The organism is Pseudomonas sp. W2Aug9, assembly GCF_023127755.1.
GTDB lineage: Bacteria > Pseudomonadota > Gammaproteobacteria > Pseudomonadales > Pseudomonadaceae > Aquipseudomonas > Aquipseudomonas synxantha_A.
This window is the reverse complement of sequence record NZ_SPKL01000020.1, coordinates 112,241-133,697: the sequence shown is the minus strand read 5'-3', so window position 1 is coordinate 133,697 and position 21,457 is coordinate 112,241. Positions and strand designations below refer to the sequence as shown.

Genomic DNA, 21,457 nt, shown 5'->3' with positions numbered 1-21,457 from the left:
TTGACCCGGCGCAGCGGCAGTTCCGCTGCGCGTTACCCAACAATGATGAGGCCCGCATGAGTGACATCCTCGCAGACAGCTTAGATGGCGTAGAGCGCCGGTCGCTGGCTGACTTCACCGAAAATGCCTACCTCAACTACTCCATGTACGTGATCATGGACCGTGCCCTGCCGCATATCGGCGACGGCCTTAAGCCCGTGCAACGGCGCATCATCTACGCCATGAGTGAGCTGGGCCTGGACGCTGATTCCAAGCACAAGAAGTCGGCGCGTACCGTCGGTGACGTACTCGGCAAGTTCCACCCCCACGGCGATTCGGCGTGTTATGAAGCCATGGTGCTGATGGCCCAGCCATTCAGCTATCGCTATACGCTGGTGGACGGGCAGGGCAACTGGGGTGCGCCGGATGATCCCAAGTCCTTCGCCGCCATGCGTTACACCGAAGCGCGGCTGTCGCGTTATTCCGAAGTGCTGCTCAGCGAGCTGGGCCAGGGCACGGCGAACTGGGGGCCGAACTTTGACGGCACCCTCGACGAACCCCTGGTATTGCCAGCACGTTTGCCGAATATCCTGCTCAATGGCACCACCGGTATCGCCGTTGGTATGGCCACTGATGTGCCGCCGCATAACCTGCGCGAAGTTGCCACTGCCTGCGTGCGCCTGCTGGACGAGCCCAAGGCCACGGTCGAGCAGTTGTGTGAACATATCCAGGGCCCGGATTACCCGACCGAAGCGGAAATCATCACGCCGCGCGCCGACCTGCTGAAGATGTACGAAACCGGCAAGGGCTCGGTGCGTATGCGCGCCGTGTACCATATCGAAGATGGCGACATTATTGTCACCGCGCTGCCGCACCAGGTGTCCGGTGCCAAGGTGCTGGAGCAGATTGCCGCGTTGATGCAGGCCAAGCCGTCGAAACTGCCCCAGGTTGCCGACCTGCGTGATGAGTCCGACCACGAGAACCCGTGCCGTATCGTGATCATCCCGACCAACAGCCGGGTCGATCATGAAGTGCTGATGCAGCATCTGTTCGCCAGCACCGACCTGGAGTCCAGCTACCGGGTCAACGTCAACATCATCGGCCTGGATGGCAAGCCGCAGTTGAAGAACCTGCGCAACCTGCTGGTGGAGTGGCTGGAATTTCGCGTACAGACCGTGCGCCGCCGCCTGCAGTTTCGCCTCGACAAGGTCGAGCGCCGCCTGCATCTGTTGGACGGCTTGCTGATTGCCTACCTCAACCTGGATGAAGTGATCCATATCATCCGCACCGCCGAGCACCCGAAAGCCGAGTTGATTGCGCGTTTCGAGCTGAGCGAAATCCAGGCTGACTACATCCTCGATACGCGCTTGCGCCAATTGGCACGCCTGGAAGAAATGAAGCTGCGTGACGAGCAAGACGCGTTGCTCAAGGAACAAGCCAAGCTGCAAGCGCTGCTGGGCAGCGAAGCCAAGCTCAAGAAGCTGGTACGCAGTGAGCTGATCAAAGACGCCGAAACCTATGGCGACGACCGTCGTTCGCCGATCGTCGAGCGTGCTGAAGCCAAGGCTCTGACAGAAACTGAGTTGTTGCCTAACGAGAAAATTACCGTCGTTTTGTCGGAAAAGGGTTGGGTTCGTTCCGCCAAAGGGCATGATATTGACGCCACCGGCCTTTCGTACAAAGCCGGTGATGGCTTCAAGACCGCCGCCGCCGGGCGCTCCAATCAGTTCGCGGTGTTTATCGACTCGACCGGGCGGAGTTATTCGGTGCCGGCCCACACCCTGCCGTCCGCACGGGGGCAGGGCGAGCCGTTGACCGGACGCCTCACGCCGCCACCGGGGGCGAATTTCGAGTGCGTGCTGCTGCCGGACGATGATTCGCTGTACGTCATCGCCTCTGACGCTGGTTACGGTTTCGTGGTCAAGGGTGAAGACCTGCAAGCCAAGAACAAGGCGGGCAAGGCGCTGTTGAGCCTGCCGAACAACGCCAAGGTGATCCTGCCAAGGCCGGTGGATGATCGTGAAAGCAACTGGTTGGCTTCGGTGACCACCGAAGGGCGTTTGCTGGTGTTCAAGATCAGCGATCTGCCGCAGTTGGGCAAAGGCAAGGGCAACAAGATTATCGGGATCCCCGGTGACCGGGTGGCCAGTCGCGAAGAGTACGTAACAGACATCGCCGTGGTCCCGGAAGGCTCTACCCTGGTGCTCCAGGCCGGCAAGCGCACGTTGTCATTGCGCCCAGACGACCTTGAACACTACAAGGGCGAGCGTGGTCGACGCGGTAACAAACTGCCTAGAGGTTTCCAGCGAGTGGATGCCTTGTTGGTAGAAACGCCGGTTTAAGGCGTACTAGAGCACTCGATCTACGATTTAACCTGTAGATCGATGCTTTCGCGCTGGAGTCATGGCGCATATTCACGGATGATATGGCCTTTCCAGCGCCGGCGTGGCCGAGCGTGTTCAGGTTATTTTTAGTATTACATTGTGGTTCGCCTTGTGGCAGCCACTTGGATGGGATGATGACTGCTCCACGCCTTCCTCTATTTTTGATGCTCGCTGGCCTTTTGGGGCTGGCGGGTTGCAGCACGCACCAACCGGTGTCGCTGTACCAGCTGGACAGCGGTAGCCCGGCTCAGCCAGCCCAAACGGCTGGCATGGCGGTATTGCTCGGTCCGGTAGTCGTTGCCGATTACCTGCAACGCGAAACCCTGCTGCAACGTCAGAACGACGGCAGCCTTCAAGGTTCCACTGATGGTCGTTGGGCGGGCAGCTTGTCGTCCGATATCAATCAACTGATGTTGCGTCAGGTTGCAGGGCAGTTGGATAGCCAGCGTGTGGTCCTGGCACCAGGGCCATCGGGATTCACTCCGGATGTGCAGGTGCTGCTGACGATTACGCGGCTCGACTCCGGCAAATCGCAACCGGCGATTCTGGATGCACAGTGGCGCCTGATCGACCGTCGCGGACAAGTACGGGATAACCGCATCGTGCACCTGCAGGAAGAACATACCGGCACCACCGCTTCTCAGGTCCAGGCCCAGGGTGTGCTGTTGCAGCACTTGGCGCAGCAGTTGTCGGTGGCGCTCAAGCCATTGGCGAACCAGCCGCCGATTGCCGAGGTGCAGCCGCGTAAACAGGCCCCAGCCCAAGCCAAACCGGCAGCCCCGGAAAAGCCGAAGATGCCGATGGCTACGCCGATTCGTACCGATCTGGAAGTGTTCAGGTTCTGATCTGAATCGCAGCCAAACAAAAGGCCCGCTGAATAAGCGGGCCTTTTTGTTTGCGCAGGATTTGAGTCATGTTGAGGATCAACTGTGGGAGCGGGAATCACTCCACAGTAGGTATTTCAGGGCTTGCGGGTCTCATGCATCCGCGCCAGCTGGCGTTCGAGCATCGAGGGGTACGGTTCCATCAGCCGCTCTACGCAACTGGCCCCTTCAGGGCTGGCAATCGGACGGATACGTGCGCGTTGGCGGATCAGCGTGTCTTCACTGATCTTGCGTTCCACCAGCAGCAGGTTGCGGCTGTGTTGGGACAGGGCCAGGGCATCCTGGGCGATTTCGGTGAGCAGCAGGTCGATCTGGCTCATGCCGAACAGGTCATCACCCACGGTCAAGCCAAGCTGCAATTGCAGGGTAATGCCGCTGTCGGCCACTTCGATCTGCAGGGCATGGCCCAGCGCGCGCAGCAATTCGCCGCAGCAAATTGCATTGGTCAGGTAGTCTTCGCCGCTGTCTTCGCTGTGGAACAGCATCAGGGTGCTGCCATCGTTCAGCGTGTGCAGCTCGCTCTGGTACAGCGAGGCGGCCTGGTCGAGACAATCACGGTAGCGTTCGAGCAGTTCGGTCAGCCGGGCACGAGGCAGGCGGCGCAGCTGCTCCTGGGAGCCCAGTTGCACGGCGAGTACTGCACTGTGCTGCGGCTCGGTATTTCTGACCACCGCAACGGGTTTTGTCGCAGCGGCCGGGGCCACGGCCGAGGTATCGCGCAGGTCGGCGAAGGGGTCTTCCTCGTCGAGTTCGTCTTCCTCGGCCTTGACCACATGGCGCGGTGCAGGCTTGAGGCCGGCCACCGGAGCGCTTTCGTCAAAGCCCGGGTCGCGCAGGTCGCGTACTTCAAACTCAGGCTCATCGCTGTAGTCGTCGGTATCGTCGTATTCGGGTTCCGGTTCGACTTCAGGCGCTTTCGGCTCCGGAGCGAAGCTGGTATGGAGCTGGCGCGCGAGGTCGCCGATTTCATCCTGGCGATCAGTGGCCGGGGTGTGTTCGTCGATATCCCGCAGCCAGATACGCAGTTGCATCAGCGGTGTGGAGATATGCCTCCCCAGGCGCAGGCTCAAGGCCAGGGCCAGGGCCAGCAGGATCGCGCTCAAGATACCCATGCTTTGCAGGCTGATGGTCATCGGCTGCTGGAACTGCTGCATGTCGAGGCTGATACGCAGTTGGCCGGCTTTCACATCCTGAAAGGTGATATTGCTCTGGTAGAGGCCCTCGGCTTCACCCAGCAAGCCGTTCTTCGGGCGCTGCCCGGCTTCGGCCATGATCCGGTTGTCCACGCTATAAATGGCGGCGTGAGCTACCAGCGGGTTCTTGGTCAGGTTGTTGAGCAGCACGTTGAGGCTGAGGATGTCGTTGGACACCAGCAACTCAGTCGCCGAGGTGGCCGTCTGGGTCGTCAGGCTCGCACCCAGGGCGTCGGCTTGCTCATGCATGGCCTGCTTGAACTGCAAACCCATCACGCAGGCGTAGATTACCAGGGCCAAGGCGACCAGGATCACGTTATGGCTGGCGATGCGTAATGCGATCGGTACACGGCGGTGGCGCAGTGCCCGGAAGATCAGCAGGAAGAAGTTATCGGTTTTTACTGGCGTGGGCCGGTTCACTTGCGCTCGGCTCTTGGTCCGTGAAGTTGACGCGCAGTATAGCGACAGGCCCATGACCGGCAAAGCACTGGCTGTGCCCGATGGTCACTGAAAGTGGGTAGAATGCGGTTTTTTTCCAGCCTGGGGGTGCGCTTTGCGCGAAATTGTCCTGATCAACATCACGGGTGAAGACCGGCCGGGTCTCACCGCGGCCATTACCGGCGTCCTGGCCCAGGGTGGTGTGAACATCCTCGACATCGGTCAGGCGGTGATCCACGACACCCTGTCGTTCGGCATCCTGGTGGAGATCCCCAGCACCGAACAGGCTTCGTCGGTACTCAAGGACATCCTGTTTACGGCCTATAAGCTGGATCAACAGGTGCGTTTCACCCCCGTGTCCGAAGCCGATTACCAGCACTGGGTAGAAGGCCAGGGCAAAAAACGCCATATCGTGACGTTGCTTACTCGCAAGGTAACGGCTGAACAATTGCAGCGTGTCAGCTCGATCACGGCCCACTACGGATTGAATATCGACCACATTGACCGTCTGTCGGGTCGTATGCCCTTGGACACCCCAGCCGACAAAGGCAAGGGCTGCATCGAGTTTTCTGTGCGCGGTGAACCGGCTGACGCGCAAGCGCTGCGGGCCGAATTCCTGAGCGTGGCCCAGGAGTTGAATGTCGATATCGCCTTCCAGGAAGATTCGCTGTTCCGTCGCAACCGTCGTTTGGCGGTGTTCGACATGGACTCCACCCTGATCGAAGCCGAAGTCATCGACGAACTGGCCAAGGCAGCGGGAGTCGGCGAGCAAGTCAGCGAGATTACCGAGCGGGCGATGGCCGGTGAGCTGGATTTCCGTGCCAGCTTCAAGGAGCGCCTGGCGTTGCTCAAGGGCCTGGACGTGAGCGTGCTGGACTCCATCGGCGCATCCCTGCGCCTGACGGAAGGCGCCGAAACCCTGTTCGCCGAACTCAAGCGCCTGGGCTACAAGACCGCCATCCTGTCGGGCGGCTTCACCTACTTCGCCAAGCAGTTGCAGGCGAAGTTGGGCATTGACTACGTGTTCGCCAACGAGCTGGAAGTGGTGGACGGCAAAGTGACCGGCGTGGCCGTCGAGCCGATTGTCGATGCGCAGCGCAAGGCCGACCTGCTCAAGGAATTGGCGCACAAGGAAGGCTTGCGTCTGGAGCAGACCATTGCGGTCGGCGACGGCGCCAATGACTTGCCGATGCTGGCGATTGCAGGATTGGGTGTGGCGTTTCGCGCCAAGCCGTTGGTCAAGCAGTCGGCCAAACAGGCGATTTCAACGCTGGGGCTCGATGGCGTGTTGTATCTGCTGGGCTTGCGCGACCGCGACGGTCAGTTATAAGCCGATCTCACTGTAGAAATACAGTCAAAAATGTGGGAGCCGGGCTTGCCCGCGATAGCGGCAGTTCAGTCAATGATGTGTTGACTGACACTCCGCTATCGCGGGCAAGCCCGGCTCCCACATAGGATGTCACCAGCAATATCAGGCTTTCGGCAATGCGATACCCTGGCCCATCTGCACTGGCGTACCCGCTGCCAGTTCTTCAGCCCACTTCACCTGATCCGGCCCGAACAGCACGATGGCGGTCGAGCCCAGCTTGAAACGGCCCAGCTCCGCACCTTTTTCCAAATGAATCGGCGCACGTGCGGCTTCGTCGTAGCGGAAGGTTTTCAGCTCGCGCTTGGGCGGCGTTACCAACCCGGCCCACACCGTCTCAATCGACGCGACGATCATCGCACCCACCAACACCACGGCCATCGGGCCGCGCTCGGTGTCAAACAGGCATACAACCCGCTCGTTGCGCGCAAACAGCTCCGGTACGTTTTCGGCGGTGGTCTGGTTGACCGAGAAAATCCGACCTGGCACATAGACCATCTCACGCAAGGTGCCGGCCAGTGGCATGTGCACCCGGTGGTAGTCTTTGGGTGACAGGTAAATAGTCGCAAAATCGCCTCCCATGAACGGTGCAGCCAGCGCCGCGTCGCCACCGAGCAATTCCAGCACGCTGAAGCTGTGGCCCTTGGCCTGGAACACACGGCCATGTTCGATAGGGCCTAGCTGGCTGACGGCGCCATCGGCCGGGCTCAGCACGGCACCGGGAGTCTGGTCGAGCGGGCGGGCGCCGTCTTTCAAGGCGCGGGTGAAGAACGCGTTGAAATGCTCATAGGCGCTCAGGTCTTCAACCAGGGCCTGGGACATGTCCACTTGATAGCGCTTGGCGAACCAGGCGGTGAAGGCGTTCTTGAACCAGCGCACGCGGCACTCGGCAATGCAGCCGGCCAGGCGCGAGAGCAAGTGGTGTGGCAGCAAGTACTGGCTGAGGATAAACAACTGCTTTTTCATAACTGTCCTTAAACCTTAAATCTCAACGGGGGTGTCGGGGTGGTTGCCCCATTCGCCCCAGGAACCGGCATAGCCTTTGACTCGTGGATAACCGAGCGCCTTGGCCACCAGGTAGGTGAAGCCAGAGCGGTGGTGAGTCTGGCAGTGGGTAATGATTTCTTTATCGCGGGTCAGCCCGAGCTCTTCGAGGACCTGTGGCATGTCGCGACGGATGCGCAGGTTGCGCGCCTTGTCCATGCCGGCGGTCCATTCGAAATTCACCGCGCCGGGAATATGGCCCCCCTTGGCGGCGAGCACTTTTTCGCCGGAATATTCCAGCGGGCCGCGGGCATCCCAGACGCCCAGGTCGGCCGCGCCGAGACGGCTTTGCAGGTACTCACGGGTAGCCGTGGGGCCATCGTGCAACGTGAGGCTGACGGGGCCGCCTGCCGGCGCGGGCACTTCGATGGAGAGTGGGTACTTTTCCTCCAGCCATGCCAGCAGGCCGCCGTCGAGGTAGTGATATTTCTGGTGACCGATCACGTCGAGCATCCAGATAAAGCGTCCGGCCCAGCCGCCGCCTTCGTCGTCATAGACCACGTAGGTCGCGTCCGGGGTGTGGCCCAGTTCGCCGAACAGTTTTTCCAGGTCGGCCTTGCTCGGCAGCAAGCCGGGTGCCGGTGGCTGGCCCAGTTGGGTGCGCTTGGGGTCAACAAAATGCGCGCCGGGGATATGCCCTTCGGCGTAGCGGGCGGCACTGGTGAGGTCCACCAGAATCAAGTGCTCGGCATCCAGTTGAGCGAGCAGGTCACTGGATTCGATCACCAGCGGCAAGCCAGAGAAGTCAGGCATGTGAGGTCTCCTGGGCACAAATGTTGGTGATAAAGGCCGCTGATTGTAGCGCAAGCATCAGGCGCTGCGGTTGGTAAAGCTGTGCAGGGCTTTTTCGATGCATTGGGCGGTTTTGCCGAACGCCTGCACGGTGGTTTCCGAGAATGGTCCGCCGCCTTGGTCCGCCACTACCAGCATCACCACGCGGCCATTGCAGCTCAGCGAACGCAGCAGCAAGTGCTCGCCCGTAAACAGGCGACGCAGGATAGGCGGCAGCAGGGCGGAAAACTGCGCATGGTTGTCGGGGGTCAGACGCACCTGAGCGGACTTTTCCAGAAGGCGTTGCAGCAATGTGCTGTTGACCACATCCAGGCTCAGGTGCGCGGCGTCCCTGGGCAAACCGTCGGCCTGATGCACGCGCAGGGTGCTCAGGGCGCGATCGGCCATGAACAACAACACCCGCTGCATGCCACTGGCAACCAAGGCGTGCTTGGCGCAGGTGGTCAGGTGCATGGCGTTGGCAAAGCGGCTCGGCTCGACCAGCAACTCGGTGCAATGAGTGCGCCATACGGCCAGGGCTTCAGCCGTGGGCGGCGGCGCGGGCAACAAGCCGCGATGGACTTTTTGCACATGCCACGGCCAGATCAGCGACAGCGCCGGGTGCCAGAGGTCGGGCATCAAGGTGGTGCGGGCGCTCGTGACTGCCTGCTGGTGCGCCTGTTGTTGCACATCACTCAAGGGCACTTGCAGGTATAGCGCGGTGAGGTATTGCCAGCGTTCGGTGTGCGGGCAGGTCCAGGATTCCTGGGCGGACATCGCCAGGCCGTTGGCCAGCAACACGGTATTGGCTGGCTGGTTCAGCCAGCGGCGCAGGTTGGGGTCGGCGTCGAGCAATTGCTGGTGGCGCAAGGCGTCGTCTTCGCGGGCAATGTGCAGCGCCTTGACCAGCAGGCGTTGCTCGGCCAGCAGCAGCTTGTAGCCCTGCGAAACCCAGATCGGCAGGTGCCAGGCTTCGGTCAGGCCCAGGCACAGGTCCAGCAAGCGCACACCGAACAGTTCCTGCTCGACCTGGCGCGCCGACTGGCCCTTGTGAATCACCCGCAGCTCCCATTCCTCCAAAAGCTTGGGGTAGGCGACGGCCATCGGCCACAGTGGCGACAGAAACAGCAGGCTGCCCCAGTGGATGTCCTGCCATAGCCGCGCCAGGCGACTGCCGAACAAGCCGCTGGCTTGCTGGGACGCGTGCTGGCTGACCAGCAGCAGTTGGCGCAATGCGGCTGGGATTTCTCCAGCCGGCACCGAAGGTAGGCGTGCCAGCAACTCCTCGGCACGTTTGAGGCCGAGACGGTTAAGCGCTACTTCGAGGTTTTCGGCGGGCTCGGCCAGGCTCCCATGGGCTTGGCTGTTGGCCTCGCGCATCACGCTCAGCACCAGCGCCGGGCTGTTTTGCATCAGCTCGGCAATATCTCGCAATGAACTGCGACTGTCGCGGATGGCTTTGCACACGCGCTCATGGTTGGCCTGGGGAACGGGCAGCAGCACGTCGTCCAGGCGCTTGATCCAAGCGGCGAGGGTGGTGGGGCGGTTCGTTGGGACTGTCGTTTCGATTGCCATGATTGGGGCGCGATCATCACTTGTGTTCAACACACCCGGAACGGGCCGAATTGGCTTTTCGCCTTAACGGGCTATAGTCTGGCGCAGTTTTGCCGATAAGTAGAACAAGAGTTTTCTGCTGCACCCACTATGTCCATGAACCCGACGGCGCAAGTACCCATCTCCTATGGCTAAAATTATCGGCATCATTGTCGTCATCGCAAGTGTGCTCGGAGGGTACGTCCTCTCCCACGGTAAAATCGCCGCATTGATCCAACCTTTCGAAGTGCTGATCATCGGCGGCGCCGCGTTTGGCGCATTCTTGCAGGCCAACCCCGGCTACATGACCATGCACGTGATCAAGAAATCGCTGGGCATGTTCAGTTCGCGTTTTTCCCACACCTTCTATCTGGAAGTGCTGGGGCTGATCTACGAGATCCTCAACAAGAGCCGCCGCGAAGGCATGATGGCGATCGAAGGCGACATCGAAGACGCCGCCGCCAGCCCGATTTTCGCCAAGTACCCGGCCGTGCTCAAAGATGAGCGCATGACCGCTTATATCTGTGACTACCTGCGCATCATGTCCTCCGGCAACATGGCTCCCCACGAGCTGGAAGGCCTGTTCGACATGGAGTTGTTCAGCCTCAAGGAAGAGCTGGAGCATCCTTCCCATGCCGTGACCGGCATCGCCGATGGCATGCCCGGTTTCGGCATTGTCGCGGCGGTGCTGGGTATCGTGGTGACCATGGCGTCCTTGGGCGAGGGCGATCAAGCGGCCATCGGCATGCACGTGGGTGCGGCGCTGGTGGGTACCTTCTTCGGTATTCTCGCGGCCTATGGCTTCTTCGGCCCGCTCGCTACTTCCCTGGCCCACGATGCCAAGGAAGAGGTCAACCTCTACGAAGCGATCAAGGCGTGCCTGGTGGCATCAGCATCGGGGATGCCGCCATCGCTGGCCGTGGAGTTCGGGCGCAAGGTGCTGTACCCCAAGCATCGCCCAAGTTTCTCCGAGCTGGAACAAGCGGTTCGCGGTCGCTAAGCCATGGAAAACAACCAGCCGATCATCATCAAGCGCGTCAAGCGCTTCGCTGCGGGGCACCATGGTGGTGCCTGGAAAATCGCGTTTGCCGACTTTGCCACGGCGATGATGGCGTTCTTCCTGGTGCTGTGGCTGATGTCCACCGCCACACCGGAACAGAAGATCGCCATCGCCGGTTACTTCAAAGACCCGATTGGCTTTTCGGAAAGCGGTACGCCATTTGTCATCGATCTGGGCGGTTCACCGCAACTGGCGCCAGAGCGCACCATCAACCCGGAAGTGCAAACTGAGTCGCCCCAGGAAAAAATCCCGATTGAGCGCGATACCGTCGAAACCATGGCCGAGCAGGTCGAGCAGGAACGCCTGGAACTGTTGCTGCAGGAGTTGCAGACCAAGGTTGAGGAAAACCCGCAACTGCTGAAGTTCAAGGACCAGATTTCGTTCGAGATCACGCCCGAAGGGCTGCGCATCCAGATCACGGACGCCGCCAACCGGCCGATGTTCGATTCCGGCAGTGCGCGCTTGAAGCCGTACTTTGAAGACATCCTGCTGGCCATGGCCGACACCATCAAGGCGGTACCGAACAAGATCAGCATCAGCGGCCATACCGACGCCAAGCCCTACGCGGGCCAGGGCGACTTCGGCAACTGGGAACTCTCGGCCAACCGCGCCAACGCCGCCCGCCGTGCGCTGGTGGCCGGCAGCTATCCGGACCCACAAGTGGCACGGGTGGTGGGCTTTGCCTCATCGCAGTTATTTGATCCCAAAGACCCGTTCAACCCGGTCAACCGCCGTATCGATATCGTGGTGCTGACCAAAAAAGCCCAGCGTGCGATTGAAGGCGACCAGCCACCGCCACCGGTACCGACTCAGGGCGATGGTGCCCCTGGCGAAGTGCCGGCCGACCCCAACGCACTGCCGCCTGAGCAGGAACCACTGCCGGCCCATGAGTTGCGGCAGAAGCTGAACCTGTTTGATGACGGTGGGATGAAGGATCCTACGGTGCCTGCGCCGGCCTCGTAACTTATCTCTCTACAGCAGAAACCAAAACGCCCCGAATCATTCGGGGCGTTTTCATTGGCGGTCAGAGTGGCAGGTAGGCTTTGACACCATTAACTACGCCTCGCATGTCGTCGGCGCACAGGCGTGGGACAACCTTGCGGATTTTCAGCATTTCCGGTGTAACAAAACCTCGTGTGAAGTCACACAGCAGCACGTCGCCTTGTTTGGGGTGATAGTAGAGAGCCAATGTTAATTCCCCACAAAAAGCAAAGCCGCCCGAAGGCGGCTTCATTCGACACGCAGCGGAGCTTGCTTCGCCCCTTCTGCGCCGCTGGATCAACCCCGAAAAGGATCCAGACTCCTGCCAGCTTTCGCTGGTGACGGAGCAATTATGGGCATCAGGAAATCTGAATACAAGCTGGCTTGTGTGTATGAGCCACCCAGTTGATCCGGATTCTTGATTCCCGCTCCTGTTAAATCAATGGGCTAGGGCGTTCAGCGCCGTGGTTTATGTGTATCAAGAAATTGACCGTCAATAACTGCTCTCAGGCAAGCTCGCAATAATCGACCGATAGCTGTTCATCCGCTGCTGTTGCACGCGGCCATCTTCCAGGGCCTTGAGCAATGCACAGCCCGGTTCGCGGTCGTGTTTGCAGTCGCGGAAGCGGCAGGTGCCGATCAGGTCGTTGAACTCGATAAAGCCCGCTTCCACATCGCTGCGGCTGACGTGGCCCAAGCCGAATTCACGAATACCCGGGGAGTCGATAAGCTCGCCGCCACCGGGGAAGTGGAACAGCCTCGCAGTGGTGGTGGTGTGGGTGCCTTGGCCGGAAAGCTCCGACAGCGGCCCCACGCGGGTATCGACTTCCGGCAACAGGCTGTTGACCAGCGATGACTTGCCCACGCCAGACTGGCCGACAAACACGCTGATGCGCCCGTCCAGCTGCTGTTGCAGCTGTTCCATGCCGTTGCCGTGATGGGCCGACACTTCCAGCACCGGGTAGCCCAGGGTGCGATAGACCGCCAGCAACGCATTGAGCGCCGGGGCGTTTTGCTCGTCGATCAGGTCGAATTTGTTCAACAGCAACAGCGGGCGGATGCCGGCGTGTTCGGCCGCGACCAGGTAGCGGTCGATCAGGTTGGCATGGGGCTCGGGCAACGGTGCGAACACGATCACAATCATGTCGACGTTGGCTGCCACCGGCTTGAGCTGGCCACGGCTGTCGGGGCGACGCAGTTCGGTGCTACGCGGCAACTGGGCGACGATCACGCCGATGCCCTGGTTGCCGGCGCGCCACACGACTTTGTCGCCGGTCACCAGCGCAGGCAGGTTGGCGCGCAGGTGGCAACGGGACACCGAGCCTGCGAGTTCGCCTTCCAGCGCCTCGACTTCGACTTGCACACCAAAGTGCGCGATCACCAGGCCCGTTTGTTCGGGGCCCAGGTCGCCGCCCTCGAGCGCTTCCACGGCGGAGGATTCACGTTTGGCGGCACGCGCTGCGCGTTCACCTTGAATCTTTTCGATGCGCCAGTTTTGGCGACGGTTGAGCTGGCGTTTGGCCATTGGTGTTCCGTGTCGATAATGCAAAAGTTGGGTAAAACGGTCGCGAGTCTAGCACGGCCCCGCCTGCTAAACTGCGCAGCTACGCCAAGGTGCCAAGAGAATCAAGCCATGCAAAACCCACAGAACCTGATTTGGATCGATCTGGAAATGACCGGTCTGAACCCCGACAGCGACGTCATCATCGAGATGGCGACGATTGTTACCGACAGCAACCTCAACACCTTGGCCGAAGGTCCGGTGATCGCCATCCACCACAGCGACGCCGTGCTCGCCACCATGGATGAGTGGAACACCCGCACCCACGGTAACTCCGGGCTGACCCAGCGTGTGCGCGACAGCCGCATCAGCATGGCCGAAGCCGAAGCCGAAACCATCGCATTCCTGGAAAAATGGGTGCCCAAGGGCAAGTCGCCGATCTGCGGCAACAGCATCTGCCAGGACCGTCGCTTCCTTTATACGCATATGAAGGCGCTGGAGAGCTACTTCCACTATCGCAACCTGGACGTATCGACGCTTAAAGAGCTGGCTGCGCGTTGGGCGCCGGAAGTCAAAGACAGCTTCCATAAAGGCAGCACGCACCTGGCGCTGGATGATATTCGTGAGTCGATCGCCGAGTTGCAGCATTACCGCAAGCATTTCATCAAGGCTTGAAAACGGGCGACTGCTGAACATGTGGGAGGGGTTTGCAAATCCAAGTGTTGGAGAGCGTTTGCCCCCTTTTGGTGCCATCAGCAAATGATTAGACTGCCGGCCTCCCTGCAAGGATCGCCATCATGCTGTTGATGCTCTACCTCATCGCCATCACCGCCGAAGCCATGACCGGCGCCTTGTCCGCCGGTCGGCGCGGCATGGACTGGTTTGGCGTGGTGCTCATCGCCTGCGTGACGGCCCTGGGCGGTGGTTCGGTGCGCGATGTGCTGCTCGGCCACTACCCGCTGACCTGGGTCAAGCACCCGGAGTACCTGGTGCTGACCTCTGTCGCGGCGCTGGTGACGATCTTTATCGCGCCGCTGATGCGCCGCCTGCGCTCACTGTTTTTGGCGCTGGACGCCTTGGGGTTGGTGGCATTCACCCTGATCGGCTGCATGACCGCCCTGGAAATGGGTCACGGCATGTTGGTGGCGTCCGTCAGCGGGGTCATCACCGGCGTATTCGGCGGCATCCTGCGGGATATCTTCTGTAACGACATCCCGCTGATCTTCCGTCGCGAGTTGTACGCCAGCGTGTCGTTCCTGGCCGCCTGGTTCTACTTGCTGTGCCTGTATCTGGAACTGCCGAGCGAACAGGCGATTCTGTTGACGCTGTTCAGCGGCTTTCTATTGCGCCTGCTGGCGATCCGTTTTCACTGGGAAATGCCCAAGTTCGTCTACAACGACGACGTACACTAGCGGGCCGCGTGCTGGTTCAGCGCCCATTCCACATGCTCGCGAACCAGCTCTGAGGGGTAGTCCCGCCGCGCCTTCAAGGCTTCCAATACCGGAATGCTTGACGGCGCATTGCCCAGGCCCACCGCCAGATTGCGTAACCAGCGCTCGTAACCGGCGCGGCGCAGGGGGGAGCCTTCGGTGCTGCTGAGGAATTTATCCTCGTCCCACATAAATAGTTCGGCTAACTCGGCGTTATCCAGGTTGTGCCTGGGCTTGAAATCGCTTTCGGCAGTGGGTCGAGCGAAACGATTCCATGGACAAACGATCTGACAGTCATCGCAGCCAAAGACGCGGTTGCCGATCAGTGGGCGCAGGTCCTCGGGAATGGCGCTCTTTAGCTCGATGGTCAGGTAGGAAATGCAGCGCCGGGCATCCAGCACGTAAGGGCCGACGAAGGCGTTGGTGGGGCAGATGTCCAGGCACGCCGTGCAACGGCCGCAGTGCTCGGTAGTGTGGGGCGGGTCCACCGGCAACGGTAAATCGACAAACAGTTCGCTCAAGAAGAAATAACTGCCGGCCTTGCGGTTGAGCACAAGGGTGTTTTTACCGATCCAGCCCAGTCCGGCTTGTTCGGCGATGGCTTTTTCCAGGACCGGCGCGCTGTCGACAAAGGCGCGAAAGCCGAACGGCCCGATCTGCGCCTGGATGCGGTCGGCCAGCTGTTGCACGCGCTTGCGGATCAGCTTGTGGTAGTCGCGGCCCAGGGCGTAGCGCGAGATATAGGCTTTTTCCGGCTGGCCCAGCAGTTGCGCCATCTGGGTGTCGCCGGGCAGGTAGTCCATGCGCAGTGACACCACGCGCAAGGTGCCGGGTACCAGTTCCTCGGGATGGGAGCGTTTGCTGCCGTGGGCGCCCATGTAGTCCATCTCGCCGTGGTAGCCCGCGTCGAGCCAGCGTTGCAGGTGCTGTTCATGCTCAGCCAGGTCCAGGCCACTGATGCCGACTTGTTGAAAGCCCAGCTCGCGGCCCCAGTCTTTGATCGATTGGGCGAGGGCGGGCAGATCGGAGGTAATAGCAGGCATGAGACACGGGAAACCACAGGTTAGATGCGTATAATTCTGCCAGACATCGGAGCTTGAAGACGCATGCCTCAGACAAAACACCCAATTACCGACGTTCAGCTGTTGTTGCCCGGCCATTTGCCGCAACTGGCTGCGCGTTCTCCGGACGCCCATAAGGGCCAGTTCGGCCACCTGCTGGTCATCGGTGGTGACCGTGGCTTTGGCGGTGCGGCGCTGCTGAGCACCGAAAGTGCCCTGCGCGGTGGCGCCGGCATGGTCTCGCTGGCAACTCGACCGGAACATGTGCCAGCCGCTCTGGCCCGGCTGCCGGAAGTCATGGCTGTCGGCGTGAGCTCGGCCAACCAGTTGATGGGCCTGCTGGAAAAAATCTCGGTGATCGTCATTGGCCCAGGCCTGGGCGATGCCGCTTGGGGCAAAAGCCTGTTGTCGGTCGCGGCCAATGCCCGCCAGCCGCAGGTGTGGGACGCCGACGCGCTCAATCAACTGGCCACTGGCAGCGTCGAGCTGCCGGCCAACTGTGTGATTACTCCTCATCCGGGCGAAGCTGCGCGTTTGTTGGGGCTATCGACAGCCGAGGTTCAGGCCGATCGCCTTAATGTGGCGCGCGCGTTGAGCCAAAAATTCAATGCAGTGGCTATCCTCAAGGGTGCTGGCAGTTTGATTGCCAGCCCGGATGGACGGCTTGCCCGTTGTGATCAAGGCCACCCGGCGATGGCGACGGCGGGGCTTGGGGATGTCTTGGCTGGTCTGGTCGGCGCGCTATTGGCTCAGGGTATGCCCGCGTACGAGGCAAGCTGCCTGGCCGTGTGGTTGCACGCTACCGCTGGCGACCGCCAGGGCAGTTTTGGTCGGGGGCTGGCTGCCAGCGACCTGATCCCTGCCATTCGTCAATTGCTGGAGGAGCAGTCGCCGTGCCTGAAGTAATTCTTTTCCTGGCAGATGAAGAGGCCATGGTCGCGTTGGGGCAGCGTCTTTCGCAGGTCACGCAAGGGGCAGGGTTGATCTTTCTCGAAGGCGATCTCGGCGCAGGCAAAACCACATTGTCCCGGGGGATTATTCGCGGCCTGGGCCATACCGGCGCGGTAAAAAGCCCGACCTTTACGTTGGTCGAGCCCTACGAGATCGGCGACGTGCGTGCTTTCCACTTCGATCTTTATCGCCTGGTAGATCCAGAGGAACTGGAGTACATGGGCATCCGTGATTACTTCGATGAAGATGCGCTGTGCCTGATCGAATGGCCAGATAAAGGCACAGGCTTTTTGCCAAAGCCAGACATGACCATTACCATTACGCCGCATGAGCACGGACGTCAGCTGAAGTTGTTGCCCCAGAGCGTGCGCGCTGAAGCGTGGTGCACCGCTCTGGCATTGGAATTCAAATAAAATTGGTGGGGTTAGGTATGCGCTTTCGCGCGTTGGTTGCTGTCGTGGGGGTGTTGCTTGCGGCAATGACTGTCAATGCTCTGGCTGCTTCACAGGTAAAGAGCGTTCGCCTGTGGCGAGCGCCGGATAACACGCGACTGGTGTTCGACCTGTCTGGCCCGGTCCAGCACAGCGTCTTTACCCTGACGGCGCCTGATCGCCTGGTGATCGACATCAACGGTGCGAGCCTGGCCGCGCCGCTGAAGGTGTCTACCGCCAATACCCCGATTACCGCCATGCGCTCGGCCCAGCGTACGCCGACCGACTTGCGCGTGGTCATCGACCTGAAAAAGGCCGTGACGCCAAAGAGCTTCTCCCTGGCGCCCAACGCCCAATACGGTAACCGACTGGTGGTCGACCTGTTCGACAACCCCGCCGACGCGGCACCACCGCCTGCGCCGACGCCAAGCGTGGCTACCGTGCCTGCGGTGCCGGTCAACCCGTCGCAACCCCAGGTCAAATTGCCACCGCCGCCGCCCGCGCCGGCAGGCAAGCGCGACATTATCGTGGTGATCGACGCCGGCCACGGCGGCGAAGATCCGGGGGCTTCCGGCTCACGCGGCCAGCATGAGAAAGACGTGGTACTGGCCATCGCTCGCGAGCTGCAACGCCAGGTCAACGGCATGAAAGGCTACCGCGCCGAGCTGACCCGCACCGGTGACTACTTCATTCCGTTGCGTGGCCGTACCGAAATTGCGCGCAAGAAGGGCGCTGACCTGTTCGTGTCCATTCACGCCGACGCCGCGCCTTCAACTGCTGCATTTGGTGCCTCGGTATTTGCCCTGTCGGATCGCGGTGCCACGTCCGAGACCGCCCGCTGGCTGGCCGACAGTGAAAACCGCTCCGACTTGATCGGCGGGGCCGGCAACGTGTCCCTCGATGACAAGGACAAGATGCTCGCCGGTGTGCTGCTCGACCTGTCGATGACCGCCTCGCTGACCTCCAGCCTTAACGTTGGCCAGAAAGTCCTGAGCAATATCGGTCGTGTGACGTCGCTGCATAAACAGCGGGTGGAACAAGCCGGGTTCATGGTGTTGAAGTCGCCGGACATCCCGTCGATCCTGGTGGAAACCGGGTTTATCTCCAACGCCAACGAGGCCTCCAAGCTGGCCAGCGCCAGCCACCAGCAAGCGCTGGCGCGTTCCATCAGTGCGGGCGTGCGGCAGTTCTTCCAGCAGAACCCACCACCGGGCACTTATATCGCCTGGCTACGCGATTCCGGCAAAATCGCCCAGGGCCCGCGTGACCATCGTGTGCAGCCCGGCGACACCGTTGCCATGCTGGCGGTACGTTTCCAGGTCACGCCTGCGGCCTTGCGCAGCGCCAATAACCTGAAAACCGATGAGTTGAAGATCGGCCAGGTGTTGACCATTCCCGGCACTGAATTGGCGGCACAGTAATGAGCGAATCCTTGTTGAACAGCGGCTCGCGCATCGAATTGCTCAGCCCGCGCCTGGCTAACCAGATTGCTGCGGGTGAGGTGGTCGAGCGCCCTGCGTCGGTGATCAAGGAGCTGCTGGAAAACAGCATCGACTCTGGTGCCAGGCGCATCGATGTCGACGTGGAGCAGGGCGGCGTCAAGTTGCTGCGGGTACGTGATGACGGCAGCGGCATCTCCTCCGATGATCTGCCGCTGGCTCTGGCCCGTCACGCCACCAGCAAGATCCGTGATCTGGAAGACCTTGAGCGGGTCATGAGCCTGGGTTTTCGCGGTGAAGCCCTGGCCTCCATCAGTTCCGTGGCGCGCCTGACCCTGACCTCCCGCACCCGCGACGCCGAGCAAGCCTGGCAAGTGGAAACCGAAGGCCGCGACATGGCGCCTCGGGTCCAGCCGGCTGCACACCCGGTGGGCACTTCGGTGGAGGTGCGCGACCTGTTCTTCAACACCCCGGCGCGGCGCAAATTCCTCAAGGCCGAGAAAACCGAATTCGATCACCTGCAAGAAGTCATCAAGCGCCTGGCCCTGGCCCGTTTCGATGTGGCGTTTCACCTGCGCCACAACGGCAAGACCATCCTCAGTCTGCACGAAGCCAACGACGACGCCGCCCGCGCACGACGTGTGGCAGCCGTGTGCGGCAGCGGTTTCCTGGAGCAGGCGCTGCCGATTGAAATCGAGCGCAATGGCCTGAGGTTGTGGGGTTGGGTGGGGTTGCCGACGTTCTCCCGTAGCCAGGCCGACTTGCAGTACTTCTTTGTGAATGGCCGTGCGGTTCGCGACAAGCTGGTAGCCCACGCGGTGCGCCAGGCTTATCGCGACGTGCTGTTCAACGGCCGGCACCCCACGTTTGTGCTGTTCTTCGAGGTCGACCCGTCGGTGGTCGACGTCAACGTGCACCCGACCAAGCACGAAGTACGCTTCCGGGACGGGCGCATGGTGCATGACTTCCTGTATGGCACGCTGCACCGCGCCTTGGGCGATGTGCGCCCGGATGATCAACTGTCAGCGCCGATTGTCACGGCGGTGGTGCGCCCGAGCGGTCCTGAGGCCGGTGAGTTCGGTCCGCAAGGTGAAATGAGCCTGGCGGCCAACCTGCTGCAATCGACGCCGTCGCAGCCAGCCTACACGGCGCCAAACTCGGGCGCCGGTGCGGGTTATCAGTACCAATACACACCGCGCCCGCAATCGACGGTGCCGGTGGCCGAGGCCCAGGCGGCTTACCGGGAGTTTTTCGCGCCGCTGCCGGGTGCCGAGCCGGGTGCTGCTCCCTCGTTGCCGGAAGGCGGCGGTGATATCCCACCGCTGGGCTATGCCCTGGCGCAGCTCAAGGGCATCTACATCCTTGCGGAAAACGCCCATGGCCTGGTGCTGGTGGACATGCATGCCGCCCACGAACGGATCATGTACGAGCGCCTGAAGATCGCCATGGCCAGCGAAGGCCTCAGCGGTCAGCCGCTGCTGGTGCCGGAGTCCCTGGCCGTGAGCCAGCGCGAGGCCGATTGCGCCGAAGAACACCACAGCGTGTTCCAGAAGCTGGGTTTTGAGCTACAACGCCTGGGCCCGGAAACCCTGGCGATCCGTCAGATTCCCGCGCTGCTCAAGCAGGCCGAAGCCAACCGCCTGGTGGCCGACGTGCTGGCAGACCTGATGGAATACGGCACCAGTGACCGTATCCAGGCGCATATCAACGAATTGCTCGGCACCATGGCCTGCCACGGCGCCATCCGCGCCAATCGCCGCCTGGCCCTGCCGGAAATGAACGGCCTGCTGCGTGACATGGAAAACACCGAGCGCAGCGGCCAATGCAACCATGGCCGACCGACCTGGACCCAAATGGGCCTGGACGATCTGGACAAACTGTTCTTGCGCGGCCGTTGATGAGCGCCTTGCCCCCCGCGATCTTCCTGATGGGCCCCACGGCCGCCGGCAAGACCGACCTGGCCATCGAGCTGACCAAGGTGCTGCCCTGCGAGTTGATCAGTGTCGACTCTGCCCTGGTTTACCGGGACATGGATATCGGCACGGCCAAGCCGTCCAAAGCGCTATTGGCCCAATATCCGCATAAATTGATCGACATCATCGACCCGGCGCAGAGCTATTCGGCTGCGGATTTTCGCACCGATGCCCTGGCGGCCATGGCCGAGATCACCGCGCGCGGTAATATCCCGCTGCTGGTGGGTGGCACCATGCTCTACTACAAGGCATTGCAGGAGGGGCTGGCCGATATGCCGCCTGCCGATGCCCAGGTGCGCGCCGAACTCGAAGAAGAGGCTGTACGCCTTGGCTGGCAAGCCCTGCACGACCAGTTGGCAGCGGTGGACCCCGTGTCCGCAGCGCGCATCCACCCCAATGATCCCCAGCGCCTTACCCGTGCCCTGGAAGTTTGGCGTGTCAGCGGCCAGACCATGACTGAACATCGGCTGAAACAAAGTGCGCAAAGTGCTGATGCAGGCGCATCTGGACAGTCACAATTGCCCTATACTGTGGCGAATCTGGCCATCGCTCCGGCAAATCGCCAGGTGCTGCATGAACGAATTGCACAAAGATTCACAATTATGTTGGAACAGGGGTTTGTGGACGAGGTCGTAGCACTGCGTTCAAGAGGTGACCTGCATGCCGGGCTGCCTTCGATACGTGCTGTAGGCTACCGCCAAGTCTGGGATCATCTGGATGGCAAGCTGACGTCAGCCGAAATGCAGGAGCGCGGCATCATCGCCACGCGCCAATTGGCGAAGCGCCAGTTCACCTGGCTGCGCAGCTGGAGCGATTTGCACTGGTTGGACAGCCTGGACAGCGACAATCTGTCACGCGCCTTGAAATACTTGGGAACGGTCTCCATATTGAGCTGAGTCCTTGCAATTGCCGTCTATCCTTGGGGGTGTGACGGCCATAAGCTATCTATTTTCCGATTTTTTATTATTGATCCTTAAA

The 21,457-nt window shown here is 61.1% G+C and carries 19 protein-coding genes; 12 read left to right on the top strand and 7 right to left on the bottom strand.

Annotation, left to right across the window (positions count from 1 at the left end):
* Positions 1-56 precede the first annotated feature (56 nt).
* Together parC and E3O56_RS14295 are read left to right on the top strand one after the other, a co-directional pair.
* Positions 57-2,321: a DNA topoisomerase IV subunit A gene (gene parC, locus E3O56_RS14300; protein ID WP_032878231.1), complete on the top strand. Its 2,265-nt coding sequence runs from the start codon at positions 57-59 to the stop codon at positions 2,319-2,321.
* A gap of 173 nt (positions 2,322-2,494) precedes the next feature.
* Positions 2,495-3,208 (top strand): ABC-type transport auxiliary lipoprotein family protein, encoded by a 714-nt coding sequence (locus E3O56_RS14295; protein ID WP_005784196.1) that lies wholly within the window; start codon positions 2,495-2,497, stop codon positions 3,206-3,208.
* 116 nt (positions 3,209-3,324) lie between these two features.
* Here the strand turns inward: E3O56_RS14295 and E3O56_RS14290 are convergent, their stop codons facing one another.
* Positions 3,325-4,860: a HAMP domain-containing protein gene (locus tag E3O56_RS14290; protein WP_032878227.1), complete on the bottom strand. Its 1,536-nt coding sequence runs from the start codon at positions 4,858-4,860 to the stop codon at positions 3,325-3,327.
* A gap of 133 nt (positions 4,861-4,993) precedes the next feature.
* Between E3O56_RS14290 and serB the strand changes: the two genes are divergently transcribed.
* Positions 4,994-6,208, top strand: a complete 1,215-nt coding sequence (gene serB, locus E3O56_RS14285; RefSeq protein ID WP_057702577.1) for a phosphoserine phosphatase SerB — start codon at positions 4,994-4,996, stop codon at positions 6,206-6,208.
* Positions 6,209-6,349: 141 nt separating this feature from the next.
* Here serB and asd read toward each other — a convergent pair whose 3' ends face one another.
* From asd to E3O56_RS14270, 3 genes are read right to left on the bottom strand one after another with little or no spacing between them, the layout of a single operon-like run.
* Positions 6,350-7,210, bottom strand: a complete 861-nt coding sequence (gene asd / locus E3O56_RS14280) for an archaetidylserine decarboxylase (protein WP_032878223.1) — start codon at positions 7,208-7,210, stop codon at positions 6,350-6,352.
* Between the two features lie 15 nt (positions 7,211-7,225).
* A complete protein-coding gene (gene rhdA / locus E3O56_RS14275; RefSeq protein ID WP_032878220.1) occupies positions 7,226-8,041 on the bottom strand; it encodes a thiosulfate sulfurtransferase in 816 nt (271 codons plus the stop codon).
* A 57-nt stretch (positions 8,042-8,098) separates the two neighbouring features.
* Entirely contained in the window at positions 8,099-9,634 is a 1,536-nt protein-coding gene (locus E3O56_RS14270; RefSeq protein ID WP_248128446.1) for an HDOD domain-containing protein, read from the bottom strand.
* 166 nt (positions 9,635-9,800) lie between these two features.
* On the opposite strand from E3O56_RS14270, the gene motA reads away from it, so the two are divergent.
* Positions 9,801-10,652, top strand: a complete 852-nt coding sequence (gene motA / locus E3O56_RS14265; protein WP_005784209.1) for a flagellar motor stator protein MotA — start codon at positions 9,801-9,803, stop codon at positions 10,650-10,652.
* Positions 10,653-10,655: 3 nt separating this feature from the next.
* A complete protein-coding gene (gene motB, locus E3O56_RS14260) occupies positions 10,656-11,675 on the top strand; it encodes a flagellar motor protein MotB (RefSeq protein ID WP_032878216.1) in 1,020 nt (339 codons plus the stop codon).
* Between the two features lie 61 nt (positions 11,676-11,736).
* Here the strand turns inward: motB and E3O56_RS14255 are convergent, their stop codons facing one another.
* Both E3O56_RS14255 and rsgA read right to left on the bottom strand, forming a co-directional pair.
* Positions 11,737-11,946, bottom strand: coding sequence for a hypothetical protein (locus E3O56_RS14255; protein ID WP_248128445.1), 210 nt, complete (start codon positions 11,944-11,946; stop codon positions 11,737-11,739).
* A gap of 240 nt (positions 11,947-12,186) precedes the next feature.
* Positions 12,187-13,218, bottom strand: coding sequence for a small ribosomal subunit biogenesis GTPase RsgA (gene rsgA / locus E3O56_RS14250; protein WP_005784215.1), 1,032 nt, complete (start codon positions 13,216-13,218; stop codon positions 12,187-12,189).
* 108 nt (positions 13,219-13,326) lie between these two features.
* Between rsgA and orn the strand changes: the two genes are divergently transcribed.
* The gene (orn, locus tag E3O56_RS14245) at positions 13,327-13,869 is read left to right on the top strand and encodes an oligoribonuclease (RefSeq protein ID WP_005784217.1); all 543 of its coding nucleotides are present in this window, start codon (positions 13,327-13,329) and stop codon (positions 13,867-13,869) included.
* Between the two features lie 119 nt (positions 13,870-13,988).
* On the top strand, positions 13,989-14,606 hold the full coding sequence (locus E3O56_RS14240; protein WP_172833454.1) for a trimeric intracellular cation channel family protein: 618 nt from the start codon (positions 13,989-13,991) through the stop codon (positions 14,604-14,606).
* Here E3O56_RS14240 and queG read toward each other — a convergent pair.
* On the bottom strand, positions 14,603-15,667 hold the full coding sequence (queG, locus tag E3O56_RS14235) for a tRNA epoxyqueuosine(34) reductase QueG (protein ID WP_032878214.1): 1,065 nt from the start codon (positions 15,665-15,667) through the stop codon (positions 14,603-14,605). The two genes, E3O56_RS14240 and queG, sit on opposite strands and share 4 nt — an antisense overlap.
* A gap of 63 nt (positions 15,668-15,730) precedes the next feature.
* Here queG and E3O56_RS14230 point away from each other — a divergent pair, with 63 nt between their 5' ends.
* From E3O56_RS14230 to miaA, 5 genes are read left to right on the top strand one after another with little or no spacing between them, the layout of a single operon-like run.
* Entirely contained in the window at positions 15,731-16,591 is an 861-nt protein-coding gene (locus E3O56_RS14230; RefSeq protein WP_032878212.1) for an NAD(P)H-hydrate dehydratase, read from the top strand.
* On the top strand, positions 16,579-17,049 hold the full coding sequence (gene tsaE / locus E3O56_RS14225; protein WP_032878210.1) for a tRNA (adenosine(37)-N6)-threonylcarbamoyltransferase complex ATPase subunit type 1 TsaE: 471 nt from the start codon (positions 16,579-16,581) through the stop codon (positions 17,047-17,049). The genes E3O56_RS14230 and tsaE overlap by 13 nt, the downstream gene beginning before the upstream one ends.
* Before the next feature lie 17 nt (positions 17,050-17,066).
* Positions 17,067-18,488, top strand: coding sequence for an N-acetylmuramoyl-L-alanine amidase (locus tag E3O56_RS14220; protein WP_032878208.1), 1,422 nt, complete (start codon positions 17,067-17,069; stop codon positions 18,486-18,488).
* 14 nt (positions 18,489-18,502) lie between these two features.
* Positions 18,503-20,404, top strand: coding sequence for a DNA mismatch repair endonuclease MutL (gene mutL / locus E3O56_RS14215; protein WP_164699556.1), 1,902 nt, complete (start codon positions 18,503-18,505; stop codon positions 20,402-20,404).
* Complete coding sequence (gene miaA / locus E3O56_RS14210) at positions 20,404-21,375, top strand: tRNA (adenosine(37)-N6)-dimethylallyltransferase MiaA (protein ID WP_103733910.1); 972 nt, start codon at positions 20,404-20,406, stop codon at positions 21,373-21,375. The genes mutL and miaA overlap by 1 nt, the downstream gene beginning before the upstream one ends.
* The last annotated feature ends 82 nt before the right edge of the window (positions 21,376-21,457 follow it).

What these genes read in the sequence shown, in the direction of transcription:
- rsgA (WP_005784215.1), bottom strand. Translation starts at nt 13,218, where the DNA reads ATGGCCAAACGCCAGCTCAACCGTCGCCAAAACTGGCGCATCGAAAAG.
- motA (WP_005784209.1), top strand. Translation starts at nt 9,801, where the DNA reads ATGGCTAAAATTATCGGCATCATTGTCGTCATCGCAAGTGTGCTCGGA.
- motB (WP_032878216.1), top strand. Translation starts at nt 10,656, where the DNA reads ATGGAAAACAACCAGCCGATCATCATCAAGCGCGTCAAGCGCTTCGCT.
- rhdA (WP_032878220.1), bottom strand. Translation starts at nt 8,041, where the DNA reads ATGCCTGACTTCTCTGGCTTGCCGCTGGTGATCGAATCCAGTGACCTG.
- E3O56_RS14295 (WP_005784196.1), top strand. Translation starts at nt 2,495, where the DNA reads ATGATGACTGCTCCACGCCTTCCTCTATTTTTGATGCTCGCTGGCCTT.
- parC (WP_032878231.1), top strand. Translation starts at nt 57, where the DNA reads ATGAGTGACATCCTCGCAGACAGCTTAGATGGCGTAGAGCGCCGGTCG.
- miaA (WP_103733910.1), top strand. Translation starts at nt 20,404, where the DNA reads ATGAGCGCCTTGCCCCCCGCGATCTTCCTGATGGGCCCCACGGCCGCC.
- E3O56_RS14270 (WP_248128446.1), bottom strand. Translation starts at nt 9,634, where the DNA reads ATGGCAATCGAAACGACAGTCCCAACGAACCGCCCCACCACCCTCGCC.
- E3O56_RS14255 (WP_248128445.1), bottom strand. Translation starts at nt 11,946, where the DNA reads ATGAAGCCGCCTTCGGGCGGCTTTGCTTTTTGTGGGGAATTAACATTG.
- queG (WP_032878214.1), bottom strand. Translation starts at nt 15,667, where the DNA reads ATGCCTGCTATTACCTCCGATCTGCCCGCCCTCGCCCAATCGATCAAA.
- orn (WP_005784217.1), top strand. Translation starts at nt 13,327, where the DNA reads ATGCAAAACCCACAGAACCTGATTTGGATCGATCTGGAAATGACCGGT.
- asd (WP_032878223.1), bottom strand. Translation starts at nt 7,210, where the DNA reads ATGAAAAAGCAGTTGTTTATCCTCAGCCAGTACTTGCTGCCACACCAC.
- E3O56_RS14230 (WP_032878212.1), top strand. Translation starts at nt 15,731, where the DNA reads ATGCCTCAGACAAAACACCCAATTACCGACGTTCAGCTGTTGTTGCCC.
- E3O56_RS14220 (WP_032878208.1), top strand. Translation starts at nt 17,067, where the DNA reads ATGCGCTTTCGCGCGTTGGTTGCTGTCGTGGGGGTGTTGCTTGCGGCA.